Raw genomic sequence first — 17,948 nt, forward strand, 5'->3', positions numbered from 1 at the left:
ATGAAGTATGTGAAGCGGCGGCTCAATCGCGATAGCGGATGCGTAAACGCTTTTTGTTGTTGCCGTCATCCTTCAGTTCGATATCGAGAAGATTTTCCCGACCTGTCCCGCTTCCGGCGTTGATAGAACGGCGGGCATCGTCCGTTTCGTTTGATGTTGCATCACGGACAAACACTCGTCCGTCGGTGTAGGAAATTCCGGTCTGTCCCGGACCGACATCAACTCCTGTGTTGGAAATTGAATTCAGCAGGTTCACCAATCCTTCAAGAACGACAACAACATCGCCGCTATCGAGTCGCACCATTGTTCCGCGTGTTCCGCGGATTGCCGCAACGGAAGTCGGTGAAGTAAAAATAAATTTTTCATTCTCTTGCTTTTGAATATCAAACGAGAACTCACCGCGTGTGAGATGAACATTCTTTTCAAGCGCGCCTTCTTTCTGTTCGCCGAGAATCTGGAGTTCCGATTTCTCCCGCACGCGCAGAATGCTGTTGTCGGTAAATTTCACAATCGCAATCGAACGGTCACCTGTGCGCACTTTATCGCCTGAATACATCAGTTCTCCCTTTTTCACCGATGCCCAATCAATCGTCTCGGTTCTTCGGGAAACCTCGCGTATGACTTTCACTGCGAGCGCAATTGATTTTTCTCCGGCAGTCATCATGAAGCCGAATATCAAACCAATGGCAAGAATGGAAATTGTTATTAATATCTTTTTCATAGTTACTCCTTCTCTTACTCAATCACTTTCATTTCAATAATACGGTCTGGGTTTCTCATGAGCTCCTCAAGTATCAGTCGTAATTCCATCACCGATATTTTTTGCCCGTTGATATAAATCTCGCCGGTCATCTGATATTCTTCCAGTAATCGTTGTAACGCTCCGGCATCCATCCCCGGAATATCATTGAGAATGCTTGATAACCTCTCCGTTGAGACAAATTCTTCTGCGAGATTATTGGTCGTTCCGCCGCCCGATTGAGAAACTGTGAACTTCCAGACTTCACTATTCAATCCGGCATCGCTTCCGCCTGTTCCTGTTGAAAGCGAACGAACAACCCACACGTATGATTTGCCGAGTTCCAACGCACGCACACCTGCCGTCGGATATTGAAAAGTCTGCACACCGACTGGTAATCCTGCATCGCCCGTACGAACGACAAGCAACGGCGTTCCGCTCAATGCTTCTTCGTTCGATTGATGATGCGTCATTTTTTCATAGATGGAAAGTTCTACTTGCTCGCCATCAAACGCCCATTGAAATAACGGGAAAGGCGTTGAAATATCGCTGTTGTCCAAAGGGCTGAGGAGTTCGATGCGCGAAAAACTTCTGATAGTGAGAACGATTTCACGTGAATCATAAACGGCCGGCGTAATTGGATTTACATCTTCAATTCGTAAATGAAATGTGTACGTTCCGTCGGGAAGTTTTCCGGTTGCAAGTGCAAGGTTCTGAATTTTATCTTTCGCTTCCTGACTGAACACGAACGTTCCCGTTTGAATTGCTACCGAACCATCACGACCAATGTCGGTGTTGCTGATACTCTTCGGAAGTTGAAACGACTCTGTGTTGAATCGAACCGCATCAATATATTGAGCATCGGCAAGAGCGATATCAACGTTCACAAACAATCGTACTGTTGTGAGCGGCAGACAGTTTTCACAACTCATGTCGAGCGTGAAAAACCAGTTCTGACTTCCGAAATTTTCAAAATCTATATCGCCGATAGTAAGTTGATTGATATCGGCATGGGTTTCGTTCAAACGAAGTTGCTGAGACTTCGCCTGTTCACCGAATAAGAACAGAACGAAACAAGAGATGAAGATGGGTAACCATCGTTTTAAGAGTGGAGACATTGTGTTTCCTTTTAATTGAATGCTACAATACATAGTGCATAAAAAACGAAATTTTCTGAAAAGTTCGGGTGATTGTTCTCACCGTGCTTCATGCAACGGAACAGGAAGCGAAATCAAAAACTCGCGATATCATTATAAATCACAAACGCCATAAAAGCAAGAAGCAGAACAAATCCGACTTTTTGAATTCCTAACTTCACTTTCAATGGAATTTCCCGGCGCGTAATCTTTTCATAAATCATCAGCGTCAGATGTCCGCCATCGAGCGCGGGAATCGGGAGAATGTTCAGCACGGCGAGCGAGACGCTGAGCATTGCCATGAACGTGAGAAAACTTCCGAGTCCGTACTCGGCAGATTGCGTCGCCATCTGTGCGATGCGAATCGGACCGCCGAATGATTCTTTCACCGTTGCTTTCCCGAAAATAATATTTCCCACCGATTGAATTATCAAATCAACAACCCGAACGACTTCCCGCACACCCTGTCCCATCGCCTCGAAGAACGAATATTCAATCCGCTTCGATGGTCCTGTGTACATTCTTCCGATGCTGATGCCGATGCGTCCCGATTCGTTCACCGTCACTGCGCCGGAATACGTTGAGTCTTTCCGCTTCCATTCGACGTTGAGCGTGTTGTTCGCGTTGGCGCGGATGATTTTTATGATTTGATGGTCGGAATAAATTTTTGTCTCATTGATTGCCGTAATAACATCGCCCGGTGCAAGCCCCAATTTCTCGGCGGGTTTGCCAAGTTCGACTGCCTGAATAACCGGTACAGTAAACGCTTCAACGATACCGATTCCGTCACGGAGGGTATCATTTGGGTTGATTGCAGAGACCATCAACATTTGCTGACTTCCCGAACGCTGAACCGCAATCTGTAAATCTTTCCCGATGTTATCAAGATAGACTGCATCGTTCACTTCTCCCCAATGTGCAACATTCTTTCCGTTCACCGAGATAATCTTATCGCCGATTTGAAATCCTGCTTGCGCGGCGGCGCTTTCTTCAACAACGTATCCGACTTCCGTTGTCTCTTCGATGTACTTCCCGCGTGAATAATGAATTCCCCAGAAAATTCCGATTGCGAGGAGAAGATTCATAATCACTCCGGCGGAAATGACAATCGAACGCATCCACAACGGCTTTGCGCGAAACTCCCATGGTTGTACCTGAGCGTTCGCGAACTCCGTATCAAAACTTTCGTCCACCATGCCTGCGATTTTCACATAGCCGCCGAGCGGAAGCCACGAGATGCAATAATCTGTCTCACCGATTTTTTTCCCGAACGCACGCGGCGGAAATCCGATGGAGAAAACGTCCACTCTCATCCCTGTCAGTTTTGCGGCGATGAAGTGTCCGAACTCGTGAATGAATACTAACACTCCGAGCGTAATACCTGTGTATAAAATTGTGTTCAAAAAATCCATAGTTTCTTTTTATTTGATTGATGAAAGAACAAACGCACGCGCTTGTTTGTCCGCTTCAATGATTGCTTCGAGCGATGCGTTCGTCTCGTGCGGAACCGAATCCAACGCCTGTTCGATGAGTTGTGGAATTTGTGTGAAGCGAATTTGCTTCTTCAAAAATAAATCCACTGCGACTTCATTCGCCGCGTTGAGAATTGCCGGTGCAGTTCCGCCTTGCTTCAATGCCTGATACGCAAGATTCAAACACGGAAACTTCTCCGTGTCCGGTTCAAAGAATGTCATTTCGCGGAGTTGGGCAAAATCCACACGCGGGTGCGGAGCGGGCAATCGTTCGGGATACGTGAGCGCGTACTGAATCGGAATTTTCATATCAGGGACGCCGAGTTGCGCCTTCACCGAACCGTCCACAAACTCCACCATCGAATGAATGATGGATTGCGGATGAATCACCACGTCAATCTTTTCCGGCGGAAGATTGAACAGCCAGTGGGCTTCAATCACTTCAAGACCTTTGTTCATCATCGTTGCCGAGTCAATGGTGATTTTGTTTCCCATGTTCCAGTTCGGATGTTTCAACGCATCTTCCACCCGAATAGTTTCAAACTTCGATTTGTCGAGATGAAGGAACGGTCCGCCCGATGCCGTGAGAATCAATTTGGAAATATGCCGGGCGTCTTCTCCCGATAAACATTGAAGAATAGCACTGTGTTCGCTATCTACAGGAACAAGTGTCGAGTTATACTCTTTTAATAGAGCCGTAATCAACGCGCCTGCAACAACGAGCGTTTCCTTGTTTGCCAGCGCAATTGTTTTTCCTTGTTTGATTGCTTCAATGGTCGGCTTCAATCCCGCAAATCCGACGAGCGAATTAATGACGATGTCGCTCGTTTCAATTTGCACAAGTTCCTGCAATCCGTTTTCGCCTACGAACAACTCCACCGAACCATTGAGCCGTTGTTTAAGCGATGCCGCTGCAGATTCATTCATCACACCAACGCGCTCCGGTTTGAATCTCGCAATCTGCTCTTCAAGTAGAGCAATGTTTGAATTGGTTGTGAGAGAAGTCGGACGGAAACGCTCAGGAAACCGGGCAATCACTTCGAGACTGTTTTTCCCAATCGAGCCTGTCGAGCCGAGGATGCAAATATTCTTTGTTTTACCCATTAAAAAGCATAATCCCCTTCAAATGTTCGAAGAGGACAGAAACAAGGTACAGAAATCTTGAGAGGATTGCAAAGGGAAAAACGATGTGTGGATTGTAAAGTAAACTTGAAAACTCAAATACTAAAGTCTGCTCCACTCTTCAAGAGAGATTTCCTTTTCTGTGATAGATTCAATTTCATTCATCATCATTCGTAACTGTGGAATTGTGTATTCAGCATTGGAAGGAATAGCAAGACGATGATGGTTGAAAAGCATAAACTGATGCTTGGTTCCGCTGTATGGTCCCTCGAAACCGAGACGACGAAGTCGCCTGATAAAATCCTGTCGTTTACAAGGCGCCCACCGGCTCAAGTTCAGGTTCCTTGTTGAGGTCAAGGTTATTGATGACGGGCAACGGATGACGTAATTTTAGACCAAGAAGAATCCATTCTTCAAGCGTCGAACGTAAATCATTCTCACATTCTTTGAGTGATTTCCCAAACGCTATTACTCCTTTGCACAGAGGAATTCTTCCGCTATATGAATTATCTTCGAGTTTGTCGTAGAGCGCCATTGCCATTGCCTGCTCAATATACTCGCTGAGGATATATGTTGTCGTCATAGTTGTTTGAAAATTGCAGAACTAACATAGAGAACTAAAAAGAATTTTCCAAGAATATCCACCGTTGCCCGACACCCTGCGACCCCTAACTTTGAAGTCACCAAGTCATTTCCAATATTCCTGTAACCTTTCAGCCCATACTGAGTTTATTAGATAACGGATCCTTCAACTATTTCGATACTTTGTGAGTTTTTCATCGGATACTCAAATTATGATACAGGTTCGGGACGGCGAGTTGCATAAGCTCGCACTCTTGTTCGAGCGGCATCATGTCGCTCTCTATAATTATTATGTTCGGCAAACTGGCGACCGCGACCTTAGCGAAGATTTCGTGCAGGAAGTGTTTCTCCGCATCATGAAATACCGCCACACGTTTCGCGGCGAAGGGGAGTTTCTTCCGTGGATGTATCACATCGCCCGCAATGTGCAGATTGACCACGCACGGAAATGGGGACGGGAAACAAAACTCGATAAAGAAACACACGACCAAATCGGTGACGACCCGATTCCCGACGCACACGTCGAGCAATTGCAAAATGTCGGTATGTTGCAAAAAGCACTCGCAAAACTATCGCCGGAAAAACGGGAAGTGTTACTCCTCAGCCGCTATCAGGAAATGAAATATACCGCCATTGCAGAACTGCTTGGCTGTACGGTTGAAGTGGTCAAGGTTCGTGTTCATCGTGCGATGAATGATTTGAGAAAATATTATTTCCAACTTGCAGGAGAATGACTATGAACAACAATCATATAAAAGAATACTTGCTTGAATACATCAACAACAATTTGGACACACCAACGGAAACATCGGTGCAACAACATCTTGCCTCGTGCGAACCATGCAGGAAAGAATATGAATTGCTGAACACGTGGTGGACTGCGCTCGAACAACTTCCGAATGAAAAACCATCGGAAGAAGTACGCGAAAAGTTTTACAAAGTGTTGCAGGAAGAAATAGAAGCGACACTACGGTTGAAAACATACGCGCATCAAAAGCCGAAACGAAATTGGCTCGAATTTCTTTTCCCGCAACAGGTTGCAGGACGATTTGCTTTTGCACTCGTCCTCATCGTTCTCGGCGGTTTCGTTGGCTACGTGATGAAGCAAGAGCCGCAGATTGTTCAGACCGAAAACAAAACAGAATTAACACAACTTCACGAAGAAGTGATGATGATGAACCGACTGTTGACGGTATCGCTTCTTCAACAGCAATCTGCAAGCGAGCGTTTGAAGGGCGTCAGTTTGAGCTACCGTTCCGAAGGATCCGACCCGGAAATCACGGCGGCGCTTCTTCAGGCGCTCAAATATGACCCGAATGTCAATGTACGTCTTGCCGCGCTCGATGCGCTCGTTCGAAATGACGGGGAACAGACAATCAAAAAGGAATTACTCGAATCGCTTCCCAAACAATCTTCGCCGCTCGTGCAGATTGAAATCGTGGATTGGCTCATTCAGGTACGAGAAAAAACATCGCTCAACATTCTCAATCGGATGTTGAACAATCCTGATGTAAATAAAGCGGTCAAGGAACGGATAGAGTTGGGGATTCAGGAGATGAACTCTTGACAATTCAAAATTCAAAATGAAAAAGTAAAAATATATTGGAGTAATTTATGAAGAATGTAATAGTTTCGTTGTTGATGCTGATTGCAATTCCTTCTCTTACTGTTCAAAGTGAAGAGTTGACTGAGAAATTGGAAATCAGACGGTCGCTGAAGTTTATCAACGCGAACGATGCGAATAATTCGTTGCTTGTTGATAACATCAATGGCTCGATTGAAGTGACAGGATACGACGGCGATGTTGTGGAGTTGGTAGTTCATGAAACTATCACTGCTGAATCGAAGCGGAAGATTGAAGAAGCAAAACAAAAAGTGCGTGTTGATATCGAAGAAGAGGGAGATAGAATTCTTCTCTTCGTTGATGCGCCGTGGCGATGCGAAGACGGCTCGACAAATTACCGTGGCTACGATTATTATGGGTATGAAGTTGAATGTGATTTTGTGTTGAAAGTCCCACGTAAAGTTGACATTCGTTTGAAAACGATTAATGATGGAACCATCAAAGTAACAAATGTTGAGGGAGCCTTTGTCGTCGAGAACGTGAATGGCGATGTGCGGTTACGCGATGTCAGCGGTTCGGGGAAAGCGCGAACAGTCGACGGCGATGTTGAAGTGAGTTTCAAGAAAAATCCGACCGAAGAATCATCGTTCAAGACTATCAACGGCGAAGTAACCGTCAGACTTCAGGAAAACCTCTCTGCCGTTTTGGAATTTAAAACGATGAACGGAGAAGTCTATTCCGATTTTGATGTACAATCGCTTCCGCTCAAATCTCCAACGATGAAACGACGAAACGGGATGAAAGTGTATAGAAGCGGCGACTCGTTCTCTGTGCGTGTCGGCAGCGGCGGACCGGAACTTTCGTTCGATACCTTGAACGGCGATATTTATGTTTCTAAGTATGAGTAACAGACCACAACCCCCTCTCAAGAGGGGATTTAAAAAAAGATATTTTCAAAGGATAATTATGAACACTAAAATCTTTCTTGCAATTTTCATTCTTGTATTCACTGCGTTCACGTTCAGCCAAACGGCAGGCGATGACAAAATCGTTGTTCCTCTCAGCGACCCATCGCGCCCGGTGTTTTTGAAAGTAAGCATTCTTAACGGCGGAATCACGGTGAAAGGATATTCCGGCAACGAAGTGATTGTCGAAGAACGGATTCGGGAATCCGACGAAGACCACGATGGAAAGAATGAAAAGAAGCGCGGACTGAAACGCATCCCAAACATGAGCACCGGCTTAACGGTTGAAGAAGAAGAGAACGAAGTAACAATCAGTACGAGCGCAATGGCGTCAGGTCGCACCGTCAATATCACGGTGCAGGTTCCGACAAATTGCTCAATGAAACTCAGCACGTTGAATGACGGAGACATCAAAGTTGAAAATGTTTCCGGTGATGTGGAAGTGAGCAATCTCAATGGCTCGGTTTCAATCGAACAACTTTCCGGTTCTGCCGTGGTGGACGCTCTGAACGAAGACATCACAGTTTCGTTTGCTAAAATTGATCAGAAGAAAAGCATGTCGTTCAGTTCGATGAATGGCGATATTGATGTTACCTTCCCGCCGGATGTAAAAGCGACGATGCGGCTGAAGAACGACATGGGAGAAATCTACAGCGATTTCGAAATCAAGATGGATTACTCGGCATCAAAAGTCGAAGATAAGTCACGCGGGAAAATTGGGAAGAAAAAAATCTCGATGGAAAAAATGATGACCGGCTCCCTCAATGGCGGCGGTGTTGATATTCTCTTCAAGAATTTTAACGGGGATATTTTTATCAGGAAGGGGAAGTGAAAACATTTACCACACCTGCCTGCCGCAGACAGGGATAACACGGAAACAGCGCGGATTTTCACAGATAGTTTCTGTTCAAATCAGTGCCAATCAGTGTTTTCCTGTGTTATCCGTGGTTAAATTTTTTCTTCCATCTCTCAATCGCACGCCTCACCTCTTTTGGAGACGTCGAGCCAAACGACTTCTTCAACTGTAACGAAGTTTCCGGTTCGAGAATTTGATAAACATCCTTCTTAAATTCCTTGGAGAATGTTTGATATTCTTTCAGTGAAAGTTGGTTGAGCGTTTTATGTTCTTTCAAACACTTCTGAACAATCGCGCCGACAACAGCGTGCGCTTTCCTGAACGGCAATCCTTTTCTCACAAGATAATCTGCAAGTTCAGTCGCTAAGGTAAAATCCGCTTGAAGTTCCAACTCGAATCTTTCTTTGTTGAACGTGACAGTTTTCAACATTGCTGAGGAAATCTTCAAGCAGTCGGAAAGCGTATCGGCAGAATCGAAGAGCGGTTCTTTATCTTCTTGCATATCGCGGTTGTACGCAAGCGGAAGTCCTTTCATCACGGTGAGAAGCGCAACCAAATTGCCGTACACGCGTCCGGTTTTTCCTCGCACAAGTTCTGCCATGTCGGGATTTTTTTTCTGTGGCATGATACTGCTTCCCGTCGTGAACTCATCTCCGATTTCTGCAAAGTTCCATTCACGCGAAGTCCAGAGAATCATTTCCTCAGCGAACCGGCTCAGGTGCATCATCGTAATTGCGCACGCAGAAAGAAACTCGATGTGAACATCGCGGTCGCTCACTGCATCAATACTGTTATCAATAATCCCAATCATTCCAAGTGAATCCGCTAAGAACGCACGGTCAATCGGAAACGATGTTCCCGCCAACGCACCAGCGCCAAGCGGTGAACGATTCACGCGCTTCAAACAATCATCAAACCGTTCGCCATCCCGTTCAAACATGGAAACATACGCCAGCAGATGATGCACAAGCAGAATTGGCTGTGCGTGTTGTAAGTGCGTGTACCCCGGCATGACGACCTGTTGATATTGCTCTGCCTTGCGGAGAAACGTTTTTTGCAATTGTCTGATTTCCCTCTTGATATGCACGATTACCTTGTGAAGATACAATCGTTCATCAAGTGCAATCTGGTCGTTGCGACTGCGCGCCGTGTGAAGTTTCCCGCCAAGGTCACCGACTTTTTCGAGCAATCGCTGTTCGATTGCCATGTGAATATCTTCAGCGACGAAACGATTCTTGCCGTTCAATTCTTTTCCGAAAGACAACTTGCCCGAACGAATTTCTATCCGAATTTCCTTCAGCGCTTTTTGAATCTTCGCCGCATCCGCTTTTGCAATAATCTTCTGTTTCGCCAGCATCGCAACATGAGCAAGACTTCCTTCGATGTCTTCCTCAAACAATCGCTTATCAACCGGAAGCGAAGAAGAAAACTTCAACGCTTCGGGATGCAACGGTTTCTTAAATCGTCCGTTCCAGACTTTCATAACTCCTCAGGAAATTGATTCGTGTTGATACACGTTGCCGGTTTGAACCTGATGAAACGTCTTAAGAGGCAATCCGAAAATTTTGATGAATCCTTCCGATGCTTTGTGGTCGAACTGGTCTTCGCTTGTGTACGTTGCTAACTTCGCGTTGTAGAGCGAGTGCGGAGATGTTCTTCCTGCAATCGCGACCGTTCCTTTGAAGAGTTTTACTTTCACCGTTCCCGAAACCGTTTTTTGTGTTTCGTTGATGAACGCATCAAGCGCTTTGCGGAGCGGCGAGAACCACAATCCGTTATACACAAGATTCGCGTACTCGTTCGATAATTGATTCTTCATGTGGAACACCGACTTGTCGAGCGTGAGCCGCTCAAGTTCCGTGTGTGCGAAATGGAGAATCGTTGCGGCGGGCGCTTCATAAATTTCCCGCGACTTAATTCCGACCAAACGATTTTCCACCAAATCAATTCTGCCGATTCCGTGAACCCCGCCGATTGTATTTAACTTGCGAAGCAACTCGACCGAATCCATTTCTTTTCCATCGAGCGCGATGGGAATTCCTTGTTCAAATTCAATCGTGATATATTCCGATTCATCCGGCGCACGTTCGGGAGAGACTGTTCGCTGGTACGCGTCTTCCGGCGGCTCGACCATCGGGTCTTCTAAAACTCCGCACTCGATGCTCGTTCCCCAAATATTTTCATCAATCGAATATGGACTTGACGCTGTTGCCGCAACGGGAATTCCGTGTTGTTTCGCGTACGCCATTTCTTCTTCCCGCGATTTGAATTCCCACTCACGTAGCGGCGCTATCACGTTCAACTCCGGCGCAAGCGCGGCAATCGATACTTCAAACCGTACCTGGTCATTTCCCTTTCCTGTGCAACCGTGCGCAATAAACGTTGCGCCTTCTTTCCGGGCGACATCAACCAGCATCTTCGCGAGCAACGGACGACCGAGCGATGTTGCCATCGGATACGATTTTTCATAGAGCGCATTCGCTTTGAGCGCGGGAAAAATATACAACTCGACAAATTCTTTTGTGAGGTCTTCGACGTACGCTTTCGTCGCGCCGGTCTTCAGCGCTTTTTCCTGCACGCCGATGAGTTCTTTTTCCTGACCGAGATTTCCGCTCGCGGTTATGATTTCCGCGTTATACTTTTGCATCAGCCATTTGACCATGACGGATGTATCCAATCCGCCGGAGTATGCAACAACAATTTTCATGATGATTATTTTCCTTCGATTAATGTTTCTTTGAGATAGTTGAGTAATGATTGAGTTTTCTTTTGTGATTCGGGAATGACGAGCAATGTGTTGTCCCCCGCAAGCGTGCCGATGATGCCCGGATGTTTTTGCGCGTCGAGAAATTCCGCAACTACGCTTGCACAACCGGGAAGCGTTTTGATGACAACCATGCTTTCGTTGCACTGAATGGAAATGACTTCTGCACCGACAAGCGGACGAAGAATTTGCACTTCCGCTTCGGGTTGAAGAACGTACCGCGCTCCATCTCCCGATGCAACGCGCGCAAGTCCGAGTTCCTGCATGTCGCGCGATAGCGTTGCCTGCGTAACATTAAAGCCGCGCTTTTTCAGTTGAAGACGCAGTTCATCCTGGTTGGCAACCGGCATTGAGTTGATAATTTCTTTGATGGCGTATTGCCGTGCGATTTTATTCATGCAAATTCCATTTCGTTGTTTGATGAATGAACAAGCTCCGTCCCGATTCCCTCGTTGGTGAAAATTTCCAACAGAAGAGAATGTGTAACCCGTCCATCAATCAAATGAACTTTTTGAACGCCTGCTTTAAGCGCGTTAAACGCAGAATTGATTTTCGGAATCATGCCGTTACTGATGATGCGCGTTGTGATGAGATGATTAGCTTCTTCCAGCGTCATGCTGTGAATAAGATTTCCCTGAGCGAACACCCCTTCGACATCGCTGAGGAACACAAGTTTCTCCGCCTGAAGCGCTGAGGCGATGTTCGCGGCGGCAACATCCGCGTTGATGTTATACACTTGCCCGTTTGCATCAACACCGAGCGGCGCAATGACCGGCATGATGGAATTGTTGAGTAGTAAATTGAGATATGAAGTGTTCACGCCGACAACCTCACCGACGAAACCCAAATCAGTTGCATTCTCCGACTTGTCCGCCGTGGCGGAAAATTTTTTGACAAGGAGAACGCCGGCATCAATGCCGCACAAGCCAACCGCTTCTCCATCGCATTGGTTAATGCGGGCAACGATGTCTTTGTTTGTTTTGCCGGCAAGCACCATCTGCACAACATCAATCATCGCTTCGTCGGTGTAGCGTTGTCCATCAACGAAGCGCGACTCAATGCCAAGCCTGTTGGCAATCTCGGTAATTTCTTTTCCGCCTCCATGAACAATCACAATCTTAATTCCGATTTTCTTCAAGAGGGTTACATCCTGTGCGAACGTTGCTTTGAGTTCATCATCAATCATCGCCGCGCCGCCGTACTTGATGACAAATGTTTTCCCTTCGTACCGTTGGATGTACGGAAGTGCTTCGATGAGGATTTCGGTTTTATCTGAAATTTTATTCAATTGCTACTCGGCTGATTTTAGTTGATGTCGGAGCGATTTAGCCATTGTTTAATAAAATATGGACATGTTGTTGTGTCAAAACATTCAAACACTTCCTTCCAAGTAAACGCTTCATGAGTAGCAGTTTCAGATTTCTTTTGCACTAGGAAAATATATTTCGATTGAATACCTAAAAGTTCCTCCATAATTTTTTTCTGAATGGAAAGCTGTCCAACATGTTCTATCCTCCTATTGTCAAATATTGCTTTTTCAAAATCATTTGAAGGATATTTTCCCTCCCCGCTTTCAAATTTTGCCTCAATACAAACTGCATGATTGTGCGTCGTATGAATAACAATGTCTGGTTTTGCATTAAAACACCATTTGAATTTGCTTACTTTCAAAAATTCAGAATTGTCAATAATGTTTTTATGATAGTATCTAATACTCCAATTTCCCGGACTTGCAATATGGTCAGCCGAAAGAGTTCTATTGGCACCAAAATAACTATTGAATTCTATTACAGACTTTTTTTCTAACTCTTCTCGATTTGTAGGGCGTAACATATCAAGTATTAGTTTCTTTTTAAACTCATTACCTTGTTTTATATTGCTCCACAAATCCCGGATGTAGGCGTATTCAAAATATATTCCCACCTCATTTTCTATGATAGGAAGTTCACAGCCAATCTTATCAAGAAATCTTTTGAGATTATCATCCAATAATAAAGTGTGATAAAAAATCGCTGCTAAATTTCTTTCCTCACGATTGATTTTGAAATAACCATTGTTAAAGTTGGTGGCTGTTCTTAAGTTCATATTTCTTCACGTCCTATAATTCGCATTAATAGCAACATACTCTTTGGAAAGATCGCACGTCCAGAATGACGCTGACTCGTTTCCCTGATGCAAGTCAACGGTAATGATGATTTCCTTTTGCATCAGAATTTTCTTTGCCGCTTGTTCCGAAAAGTTAATGACATAATTCTGTCGAAGTATCGGAACATCACCAAAAAATATTTCCACATCTTTCGGTGTGAACTCAATTCCCGAATAACCGATTGCCGCAAGAATTCTTCCCCAGTTTGCATCTTCACCATGAATCGCCGTTTTCACAAGATTGGAATTGGCAATCGCTTTTGCCGCTTGCACTGCCTGTTGTTCCGATGCGGCGCCCTGTACTTGCACTTCAACAAATTTCGTTGCGCCTTCCCCATCCACAACAATCATCTTCGAGAGTTTCACGCACACAACTTCGAGCGCTTCATAAAAGAGTTGGTATGCTGAGTCAGATTCATCTACAATCTCATCATTCTCTGCCAGACCGTTTGCGAGAATTGTCACCATATCGTTCGTGCTGGTGTCGCCATCAACAGAAATTCTGTTGAACGAGCGGTCGGTCGCTTGCTTCAATGCTTTTTGCAGAAGCGTCGGATGGATGTTCACATCGGAGGTGAGAAATCCGAGCATTGTTGCCATGTTCGGCGCAATCATTCCCGAACCTTTTGCCATGCCGCCGATGGTAGCCTGCTTTCCCTCCAATTCAAAACGGAGCGCGGTTTCCTTGCTGAACGTATCTGTCGTCATGATTGCTTCCGCCGCCGCGAGATTTCCTTCATCACTCAACGCCTTCACAACTTCGGGTATGCCGAATTGAATTCTCGACAGGGGAAGATATTGTCCAATCACGCCTGTGGAAGAAACGAGAATTTCCTCTTCCGGTATGTTCAGTGCATGTGCGGTTGCGTTTACCATTTCCCACGCGTCGTTCAATCCGCGCTCGCCGGTGCAGGCATTCGCGTTTCCGCTATTCACAATAATTGCTCTGCACCGCGAAGAGCGTTTCATTTGAAGTTTGTTCACAAGTATCGGCGCCGCCTGAACTTTGCTCGTCGTAAAAACTGCGGCGGCATTTGCCGGCACGCTTGAATAAATAAGAGCAAGGTCTTTCTTCGCTTTTTTGATTCCGCAATGAATTCCCGCGGACTGAAATCCTTGCGGTGCGGTTACTCCGCCTTTACAATCTTCAAACATACACATTCTCCTCAACGAGTTTATTGGTAATTGATGATGGAAAAAATCCCTCCGTTTCGGGAAGCCCGAACATGATATTCATATTTTGCATTGCTTGTCCCGCCGCGCCTTTCAATAAATTATCAAGCACAGAAATGATGATAAGTTTCTTCGTCCGTTTTTCGATTACGAATCCAATGTCACAAAAATTTGTGTACGCGACATCTTTGATTTGCGGAATGTGCTGTTTGATTCTGACGAACGGAGCGCGAGCGTAATACTCTTTATAGAGAGCAAACAAATCCTGCTCATCAATTGATTGTTGAAGGTCGGCATGAATAGTTGTGTAAATTCCTCGCGTCATTGGTACGAGGTGCGGAACAAAACTGACGGAAACCGTTTTGCCCGATGCCTGCGATAGCGCCTGCTCGATTTCAGGAATATGCTGATGCGTTCCTATTTTGTAGGCACGGATATTTTCGTTAATTTCACTAAAACTCATCTCCAATGAAGCAGATTTTCCGGCTCCGGACGTCCCCGATAACGAATTGATGACAATTCCCGTTGACGCTACGAGATTGGACCGCAACGCGGGCAACAATGCAAGAATCGCGCTTGTGGGATAACAACCCGGATTCGCAACGAGACGCGCCTGAGCAATCAATTCCTTGTTGAGTTCCGGAAGTCCGTACACGGCTTGAGTGAGGAGATGAGATGATGTATGATGATGACGGTAGAATTGTTCGTACACTTCTGCCGATGATAAACGAAAGTCACCGCCAAGATCAATGATGCGTTCTCCCGATTTCAATAGAGGTACAATGTTCATCGCTTCGCCGGAAGGCAATGCAATGAACACAACATCGCTGTCTCCATTCCTGCCCGCTTCAAACGATTCGAATTCCAATTCCACTCTTCCCGCCAACTGCGGAAACACGTCCTCCACCTGCTTGCCGATGGAAGTATGAGCGGTAACATGGTTGATACAAATATCATTTCTCGAAGAAAGAAGCCGAAGAAGTTCGCCGCCGGAGTACCCGGACGCGCCGATGATAGATACGTTGATTTGTGTCGTCATTTAGAATTGCATAAATATACATTTCTTCGTATTATTATGCAACACATGTCTCAACACAATATTTTTCACTCATGACTCTCTCTGAACGCGAAGAACAGAACTTTTTCCATACCTACAAACGTCTCCCGCTTGAAATTGAAAAGGGAGAAGGCGTGTATCTTTACACAAAGGACGGGCAACGGTACCTCGATATGTTTGCCGGGCTTGCGGTCAATGCGCTGGGGTACGGACATCCGGCAATTCTTCAGGCGATTCAGGAACAAAGCGGAAAGTACATTCATCTTTCCAACTATTTTCTTCAGGAACCGCAGATTCGGCTTGCAGAATATTTGACGAAGATTTCAGGCTATTCAAAAGTATTTTTCTCCAACAGCGGAACGGAAGCAATTGAAGGTGCGATGAAACTTGCACGGAAGTGGGGTTCATCAAAAGGAAAAACAGAAATCATTTCATTCTCCAATGCATTTCATGGAAGAACGTTTGGAGCTCTTTCGTTGATGGACCATGAAAAATACAAATTAGGGTACGAACCATTTCTTCAAAACTGTACATCCATTGAATTTAATAACCTTCAGCAACTAAGAGAATCAGTAACAGAAAAAACTGTCGCGCTGATACTTGAATTCATTCAAGGAGAAGGGGGCGTCCGACCGGTAACACAGGAGTTTGTTGATGAAATTAAACAATTGAGAGAGCGGTTTGGCTTTCTCCTAATCGCTGATGAAATTCAGGCAGGACTTGGCAGGACGGGAAAAGCGTTTTCGTTCCAACACTATAATATTCAACCCGACATTGTAGTTGTTGCAAAACCGCTTGGAGGTGGACTTCCGCTCGGTGCAATTCTCAGCAACGGGGAAATTGCGGAAACATTCACACCCGGAGTGCACGGCACAACCTTCGGCGGAAATCCGGTTGCCTGCTCTGCGGGCTTCGCGGCTATGCGTGAGATATTCGAGAGCGGAGTAATGCAAAACGCTGACACAGTCGGAAGATTTTTCAAATCGGAACTCTTCAAATTGAAAGATGAATTTCCTTCGCTCATCAAAGAAGTTCGCGGCTTGGGTTTGATGCTGGGCGTTGAACTGACATTCGATGGAGAAACAATCGTTACTGCGATGCGCGAGCGGAATATTCTCATCAACTGCACAGCACAAACCGTTCTTCGATTTCTTCCGCCGCTCATCATTCAAGAAGAACATTGTACCGAAACAGTTTCAGCGCTACGTGAAATATTTTCAACTCATAAACAGGCATGACAAAACGAAAACCGAATCAGGCAAAACTAATATTAGAAGACGGAAGTATTTTTTTCGGAAATTCGTTCGGCTCTGAAAAATCCGTAGCAGGCGAGGTTGTGTTCAACACGGGAATGGTCGGCTACCCTGAATCGCTCACCGACCCGTCATACACCGGGCAGATTCTCACACTCACGTATCCGCTCATCGGGAATTACGGAGTCCCTTCCAACCAAATCATCAACAACATCAGTCAGAATTTTGAATCCGAGAAAATCAGAGTTACCGGATTGCTCGTCGCAGATTATTCACACAAGCACAGTCATTGGAATGCTGAACAAAGTTTGTCGGAATGGTTGATAGAACATCGTGTTCCTGCACTCTCCGGAATTGATACACGAACGCTGACGCAGAAACTCCGCGAGGAAGGAACGATGCTTGGCAAGATTGTTTTCGAGAACGATGAGGTTGAATTTGAAGACCCGAATCAGAGAAATCTTGTTGCGGAAGTCAGCACGCGTGAACCGCAGTTGCTCGGTAAAGGAAAATATCGCGTCGTGCTGGTTGATTGCGGATGCAAGCACAACATCATTCGTTCATTCATCAAAAGAAAAATCGAAGTGCTTCGCGTTCCGTGGAACACCAATCTCGATGCACTTGAATACGATGGATTGTTTATCTCGAACGGACCGGGCGACCCGAAACAGTGTGAAGAAACAATCAGGCAACTCCGTAAAGCAATCAAACGGGAAAAACCAATATTCGGAATTTGTCTCGGTCATCAGTTGCTTGCACGGGCGGCAGGAGCGAACACGTACAAATTGAAGTACGGGCATCGAAGTCAGAATCAACCAGTGAGAGAAATCGGGACAAATAAGTGCTTTGTCACTTCTCAAAATCATGGCTTCGCAGTTGACGAACAAACTCTTCCAAGAGATTGGAAGCCGCTCTTCACCAATCTCAATGATGGAACGAATGAAGGAATGTCCCACAAATCGGGAAAGTTTTTCAGCGTGCAGTTTCATCCGGAAGCGACTCCGGGTCCGGTGGATACGGAATTTTTGTTTGATAAATTTCTGACGAAGGTGAAAGGTCGTAGGTTATAGGTGGTAAGCAAAGGGTTTACTAACGTTGCACGGGGGCAGAGGAACAAGGG

Annotated in this window: 19 protein-coding genes; 6 read left to right on the forward strand and 13 right to left on the reverse strand. The window is 45.6% G+C overall.

Translation table 11 applies throughout. The features are described from left to right. Positions 1-22 precede the first annotated feature (22 nt). The 6 genes from HY960_07475 to HY960_07500 all read right to left on the reverse strand — a co-directional run bounded on the left by HY960_07475 (position 23) and on the right by HY960_07500 (position 5,052). Positions 23-721 (reverse strand): FecR domain-containing protein, encoded by a 699-nt coding sequence (locus HY960_07475; GenBank protein ID MBI5215579.1) that lies wholly within the window; start codon positions 719-721, stop codon positions 23-25. Positions 722-735: 14 nt separating this feature from the next. Next, positions 736-1,857, reverse strand: a complete 1,122-nt coding sequence (locus HY960_07480; protein MBI5215580.1) for a hypothetical protein — start codon at positions 1,855-1,857, stop codon at positions 736-738. Positions 1,858-1,970: 113 nt separating this feature from the next. Continuing rightward, positions 1,971-3,287, reverse strand: a complete 1,317-nt coding sequence (rseP, locus tag HY960_07485; protein MBI5215581.1) for an RIP metalloprotease RseP — start codon at positions 3,285-3,287, stop codon at positions 1,971-1,973. Between the two features lie 9 nt (positions 3,288-3,296). Then, positions 3,297-4,451, reverse strand: coding sequence for a 1-deoxy-D-xylulose-5-phosphate reductoisomerase (locus HY960_07490; protein MBI5215582.1), 1,155 nt, complete (start codon positions 4,449-4,451; stop codon positions 3,297-3,299). Positions 4,452-4,571: 120 nt separating this feature from the next. Next, positions 4,572-4,802: a type II toxin-antitoxin system HicA family toxin gene (locus HY960_07495; GenBank protein MBI5215583.1), complete on the reverse strand. Its 231-nt coding sequence runs from the start codon at positions 4,800-4,802 to the stop codon at positions 4,572-4,574. After that, entirely contained in the window at positions 4,780-5,052 is a 273-nt protein-coding gene (locus HY960_07500; protein ID MBI5215584.1) for a type II toxin-antitoxin system HicB family antitoxin, read from the reverse strand. The genes HY960_07495 and HY960_07500 overlap by 23 nt, the downstream gene beginning before the upstream one ends. 211 nt (positions 5,053-5,263) lie before the next feature. On the opposite strand from HY960_07500, the gene HY960_07505 reads away from it, so the two are divergent. From HY960_07505 to HY960_07520, 4 genes are read left to right on the forward strand one after another with little or no spacing between them, the layout of a single operon-like run. After that, a complete protein-coding gene (locus tag HY960_07505; GenBank protein MBI5215585.1) occupies positions 5,264-5,785 on the forward strand; it encodes an RNA polymerase sigma factor in 522 nt (173 codons plus the stop codon). 2 nt (positions 5,786-5,787) lie between these two features. Next, positions 5,788-6,618: a HEAT repeat domain-containing protein gene (locus HY960_07510; protein MBI5215586.1), complete on the forward strand. Its 831-nt coding sequence runs from the start codon at positions 5,788-5,790 to the stop codon at positions 6,616-6,618. 47 nt (positions 6,619-6,665) lie between these two features. Continuing rightward, positions 6,666-7,523 carry a DUF4097 family beta strand repeat protein gene (locus HY960_07515; GenBank protein ID MBI5215587.1) on the forward strand — a complete coding sequence of 286 codons (858 nt, stop codon included), beginning with the start codon at positions 6,666-6,668 and terminating at the stop codon, positions 7,521-7,523. Positions 7,524-7,581: 58 nt separating this feature from the next. After that, the gene (locus tag HY960_07520) at positions 7,582-8,412 is read left to right on the forward strand and encodes a hypothetical protein (protein MBI5215588.1); all 831 of its coding nucleotides are present in this window, start codon (positions 7,582-7,584) and stop codon (positions 8,410-8,412) included. A 106-nt stretch (positions 8,413-8,518) separates the two neighbouring features. Here the strand turns inward: HY960_07520 and argH are convergent, their stop codons facing one another. From argH to HY960_07555, 7 genes are all read right to left on the reverse strand, one after another. Continuing rightward, complete coding sequence (gene argH, locus HY960_07525) at positions 8,519-9,919, reverse strand: argininosuccinate lyase (protein ID MBI5215589.1); 1,401 nt, start codon at positions 9,917-9,919, stop codon at positions 8,519-8,521. A gap of 6 nt (positions 9,920-9,925) precedes the next feature. After that, a complete protein-coding gene (locus HY960_07530; protein ID MBI5215590.1) occupies positions 9,926-11,152 on the reverse strand; it encodes an argininosuccinate synthase in 1,227 nt (408 codons plus the stop codon). After that, positions 11,149-11,598, reverse strand: a complete 450-nt coding sequence (gene argR / locus HY960_07535) for an arginine repressor (protein ID MBI5215591.1) — start codon at positions 11,596-11,598, stop codon at positions 11,149-11,151. Before argR ends, HY960_07530 begins: the two co-directional genes overlap by 4 nt. Next, positions 11,595-12,386, reverse strand: coding sequence for an acetylglutamate kinase (gene argB, locus HY960_07540; GenBank protein MBI5215592.1), 792 nt, complete (start codon positions 12,384-12,386; stop codon positions 11,595-11,597). Before argB ends, argR begins: the two co-directional genes overlap by 4 nt. 119 nt (positions 12,387-12,505) lie before the next feature. Then, entirely contained in the window at positions 12,506-13,285 is a 780-nt protein-coding gene (locus HY960_07545; GenBank protein MBI5215593.1) for a hypothetical protein, read from the reverse strand. A gap of 6 nt (positions 13,286-13,291) precedes the next feature. After that, complete coding sequence (argJ, locus tag HY960_07550; GenBank protein ID MBI5215594.1) at positions 13,292-14,506, reverse strand: bifunctional glutamate N-acetyltransferase/amino-acid acetyltransferase ArgJ; 1,215 nt, start codon at positions 14,504-14,506, stop codon at positions 13,292-13,294. Next, entirely contained in the window at positions 14,493-15,557 is a 1,065-nt protein-coding gene (locus HY960_07555; protein ID MBI5215595.1) for an N-acetyl-gamma-glutamyl-phosphate reductase, read from the reverse strand. Before HY960_07555 ends, argJ begins: the two co-directional genes overlap by 14 nt. A 71-nt stretch (positions 15,558-15,628) precedes the next feature. On the opposite strand from HY960_07555, the gene HY960_07560 reads away from it, so the two are divergent. Next, the gene (locus HY960_07560; GenBank protein MBI5215596.1) at positions 15,629-16,813 is read left to right on the forward strand and encodes an aspartate aminotransferase family protein; all 1,185 of its coding nucleotides are present in this window, start codon (positions 15,629-15,631) and stop codon (positions 16,811-16,813) included. Continuing rightward, positions 16,810-17,898, forward strand: coding sequence for a glutamine-hydrolyzing carbamoyl-phosphate synthase small subunit (gene carA / locus HY960_07565; GenBank protein MBI5215597.1), 1,089 nt, complete (start codon positions 16,810-16,812; stop codon positions 17,896-17,898). Before HY960_07560 ends, carA begins: the two co-directional genes overlap by 4 nt. Positions 17,899-17,948 lie beyond the last annotated feature (50 nt).

This window comes from Ignavibacteriota bacterium, from assembly GCA_016212665.1.
In the GTDB taxonomy this organism is placed as follows: domain Bacteria; phylum Bacteroidota; class Ignavibacteria; order UBA10030; family SZUA-254; genus FW602-bin19.

Excerpts from the sequence above, each read along its gene's own strand:
- HY960_07515 (MBI5215587.1), top strand. The coding sequence starts at position 6,666 with ATGAAGAATGTAATAGTTTCGTTGTTGATGCTGATTGCAATTCCTTCT.
- HY960_07510 (MBI5215586.1), top strand. The coding sequence starts at position 5,788 with ATGAACAACAATCATATAAAAGAATACTTGCTTGAATACATCAACAAC.
- HY960_07505 (MBI5215585.1), top strand. The coding sequence starts at position 5,264 with ATGATACAGGTTCGGGACGGCGAGTTGCATAAGCTCGCACTCTTGTTC.
- HY960_07555 (MBI5215595.1), bottom strand. The coding sequence starts at position 15,557 with ATGACGACACAAATCAACGTATCTATCATCGGCGCGTCCGGGTACTCC.
- carA (MBI5215597.1), top strand. The coding sequence starts at position 16,810 with ATGACAAAACGAAAACCGAATCAGGCAAAACTAATATTAGAAGACGGA.
- HY960_07490 (MBI5215582.1), bottom strand. The coding sequence starts at position 4,451 with ATGGGTAAAACAAAGAATATTTGCATCCTCGGCTCGACAGGCTCGATT.
- argJ (MBI5215594.1), bottom strand. The coding sequence starts at position 14,506 with ATGTGTATGTTTGAAGATTGTAAAGGCGGAGTAACCGCACCGCAAGGA.
- argH (MBI5215589.1), bottom strand. The coding sequence starts at position 9,919 with ATGAAAGTCTGGAACGGACGATTTAAGAAACCGTTGCATCCCGAAGCG.
- HY960_07500 (MBI5215584.1), bottom strand. The coding sequence starts at position 5,052 with ATGACGACAACATATATCCTCAGCGAGTATATTGAGCAGGCAATGGCA.
- rseP (MBI5215581.1), bottom strand. The coding sequence starts at position 3,287 with ATGGATTTTTTGAACACAATTTTATACACAGGTATTACGCTCGGAGTG.
- HY960_07480 (MBI5215580.1), bottom strand. The coding sequence starts at position 1,857 with ATGTCTCCACTCTTAAAACGATGGTTACCCATCTTCATCTCTTGTTTC.
- HY960_07560 (MBI5215596.1), top strand. The coding sequence starts at position 15,629 with ATGACTCTCTCTGAACGCGAAGAACAGAACTTTTTCCATACCTACAAA.
- argR (MBI5215591.1), bottom strand. The coding sequence starts at position 11,598 with ATGAATAAAATCGCACGGCAATACGCCATCAAAGAAATTATCAACTCA.
- HY960_07545 (MBI5215593.1), bottom strand. The coding sequence starts at position 13,285 with ATGAACTTAAGAACAGCCACCAACTTTAACAATGGTTATTTCAAAATC.
- HY960_07520 (MBI5215588.1), top strand. The coding sequence starts at position 7,582 with ATGAACACTAAAATCTTTCTTGCAATTTTCATTCTTGTATTCACTGCG.
- HY960_07475 (MBI5215579.1), bottom strand. The coding sequence starts at position 721 with ATGAAAAAGATATTAATAACAATTTCCATTCTTGCCATTGGTTTGATA.
- argB (MBI5215592.1), bottom strand. The coding sequence starts at position 12,386 with ATGATTGATGATGAACTCAAAGCAACGTTCGCACAGGATGTAACCCTC.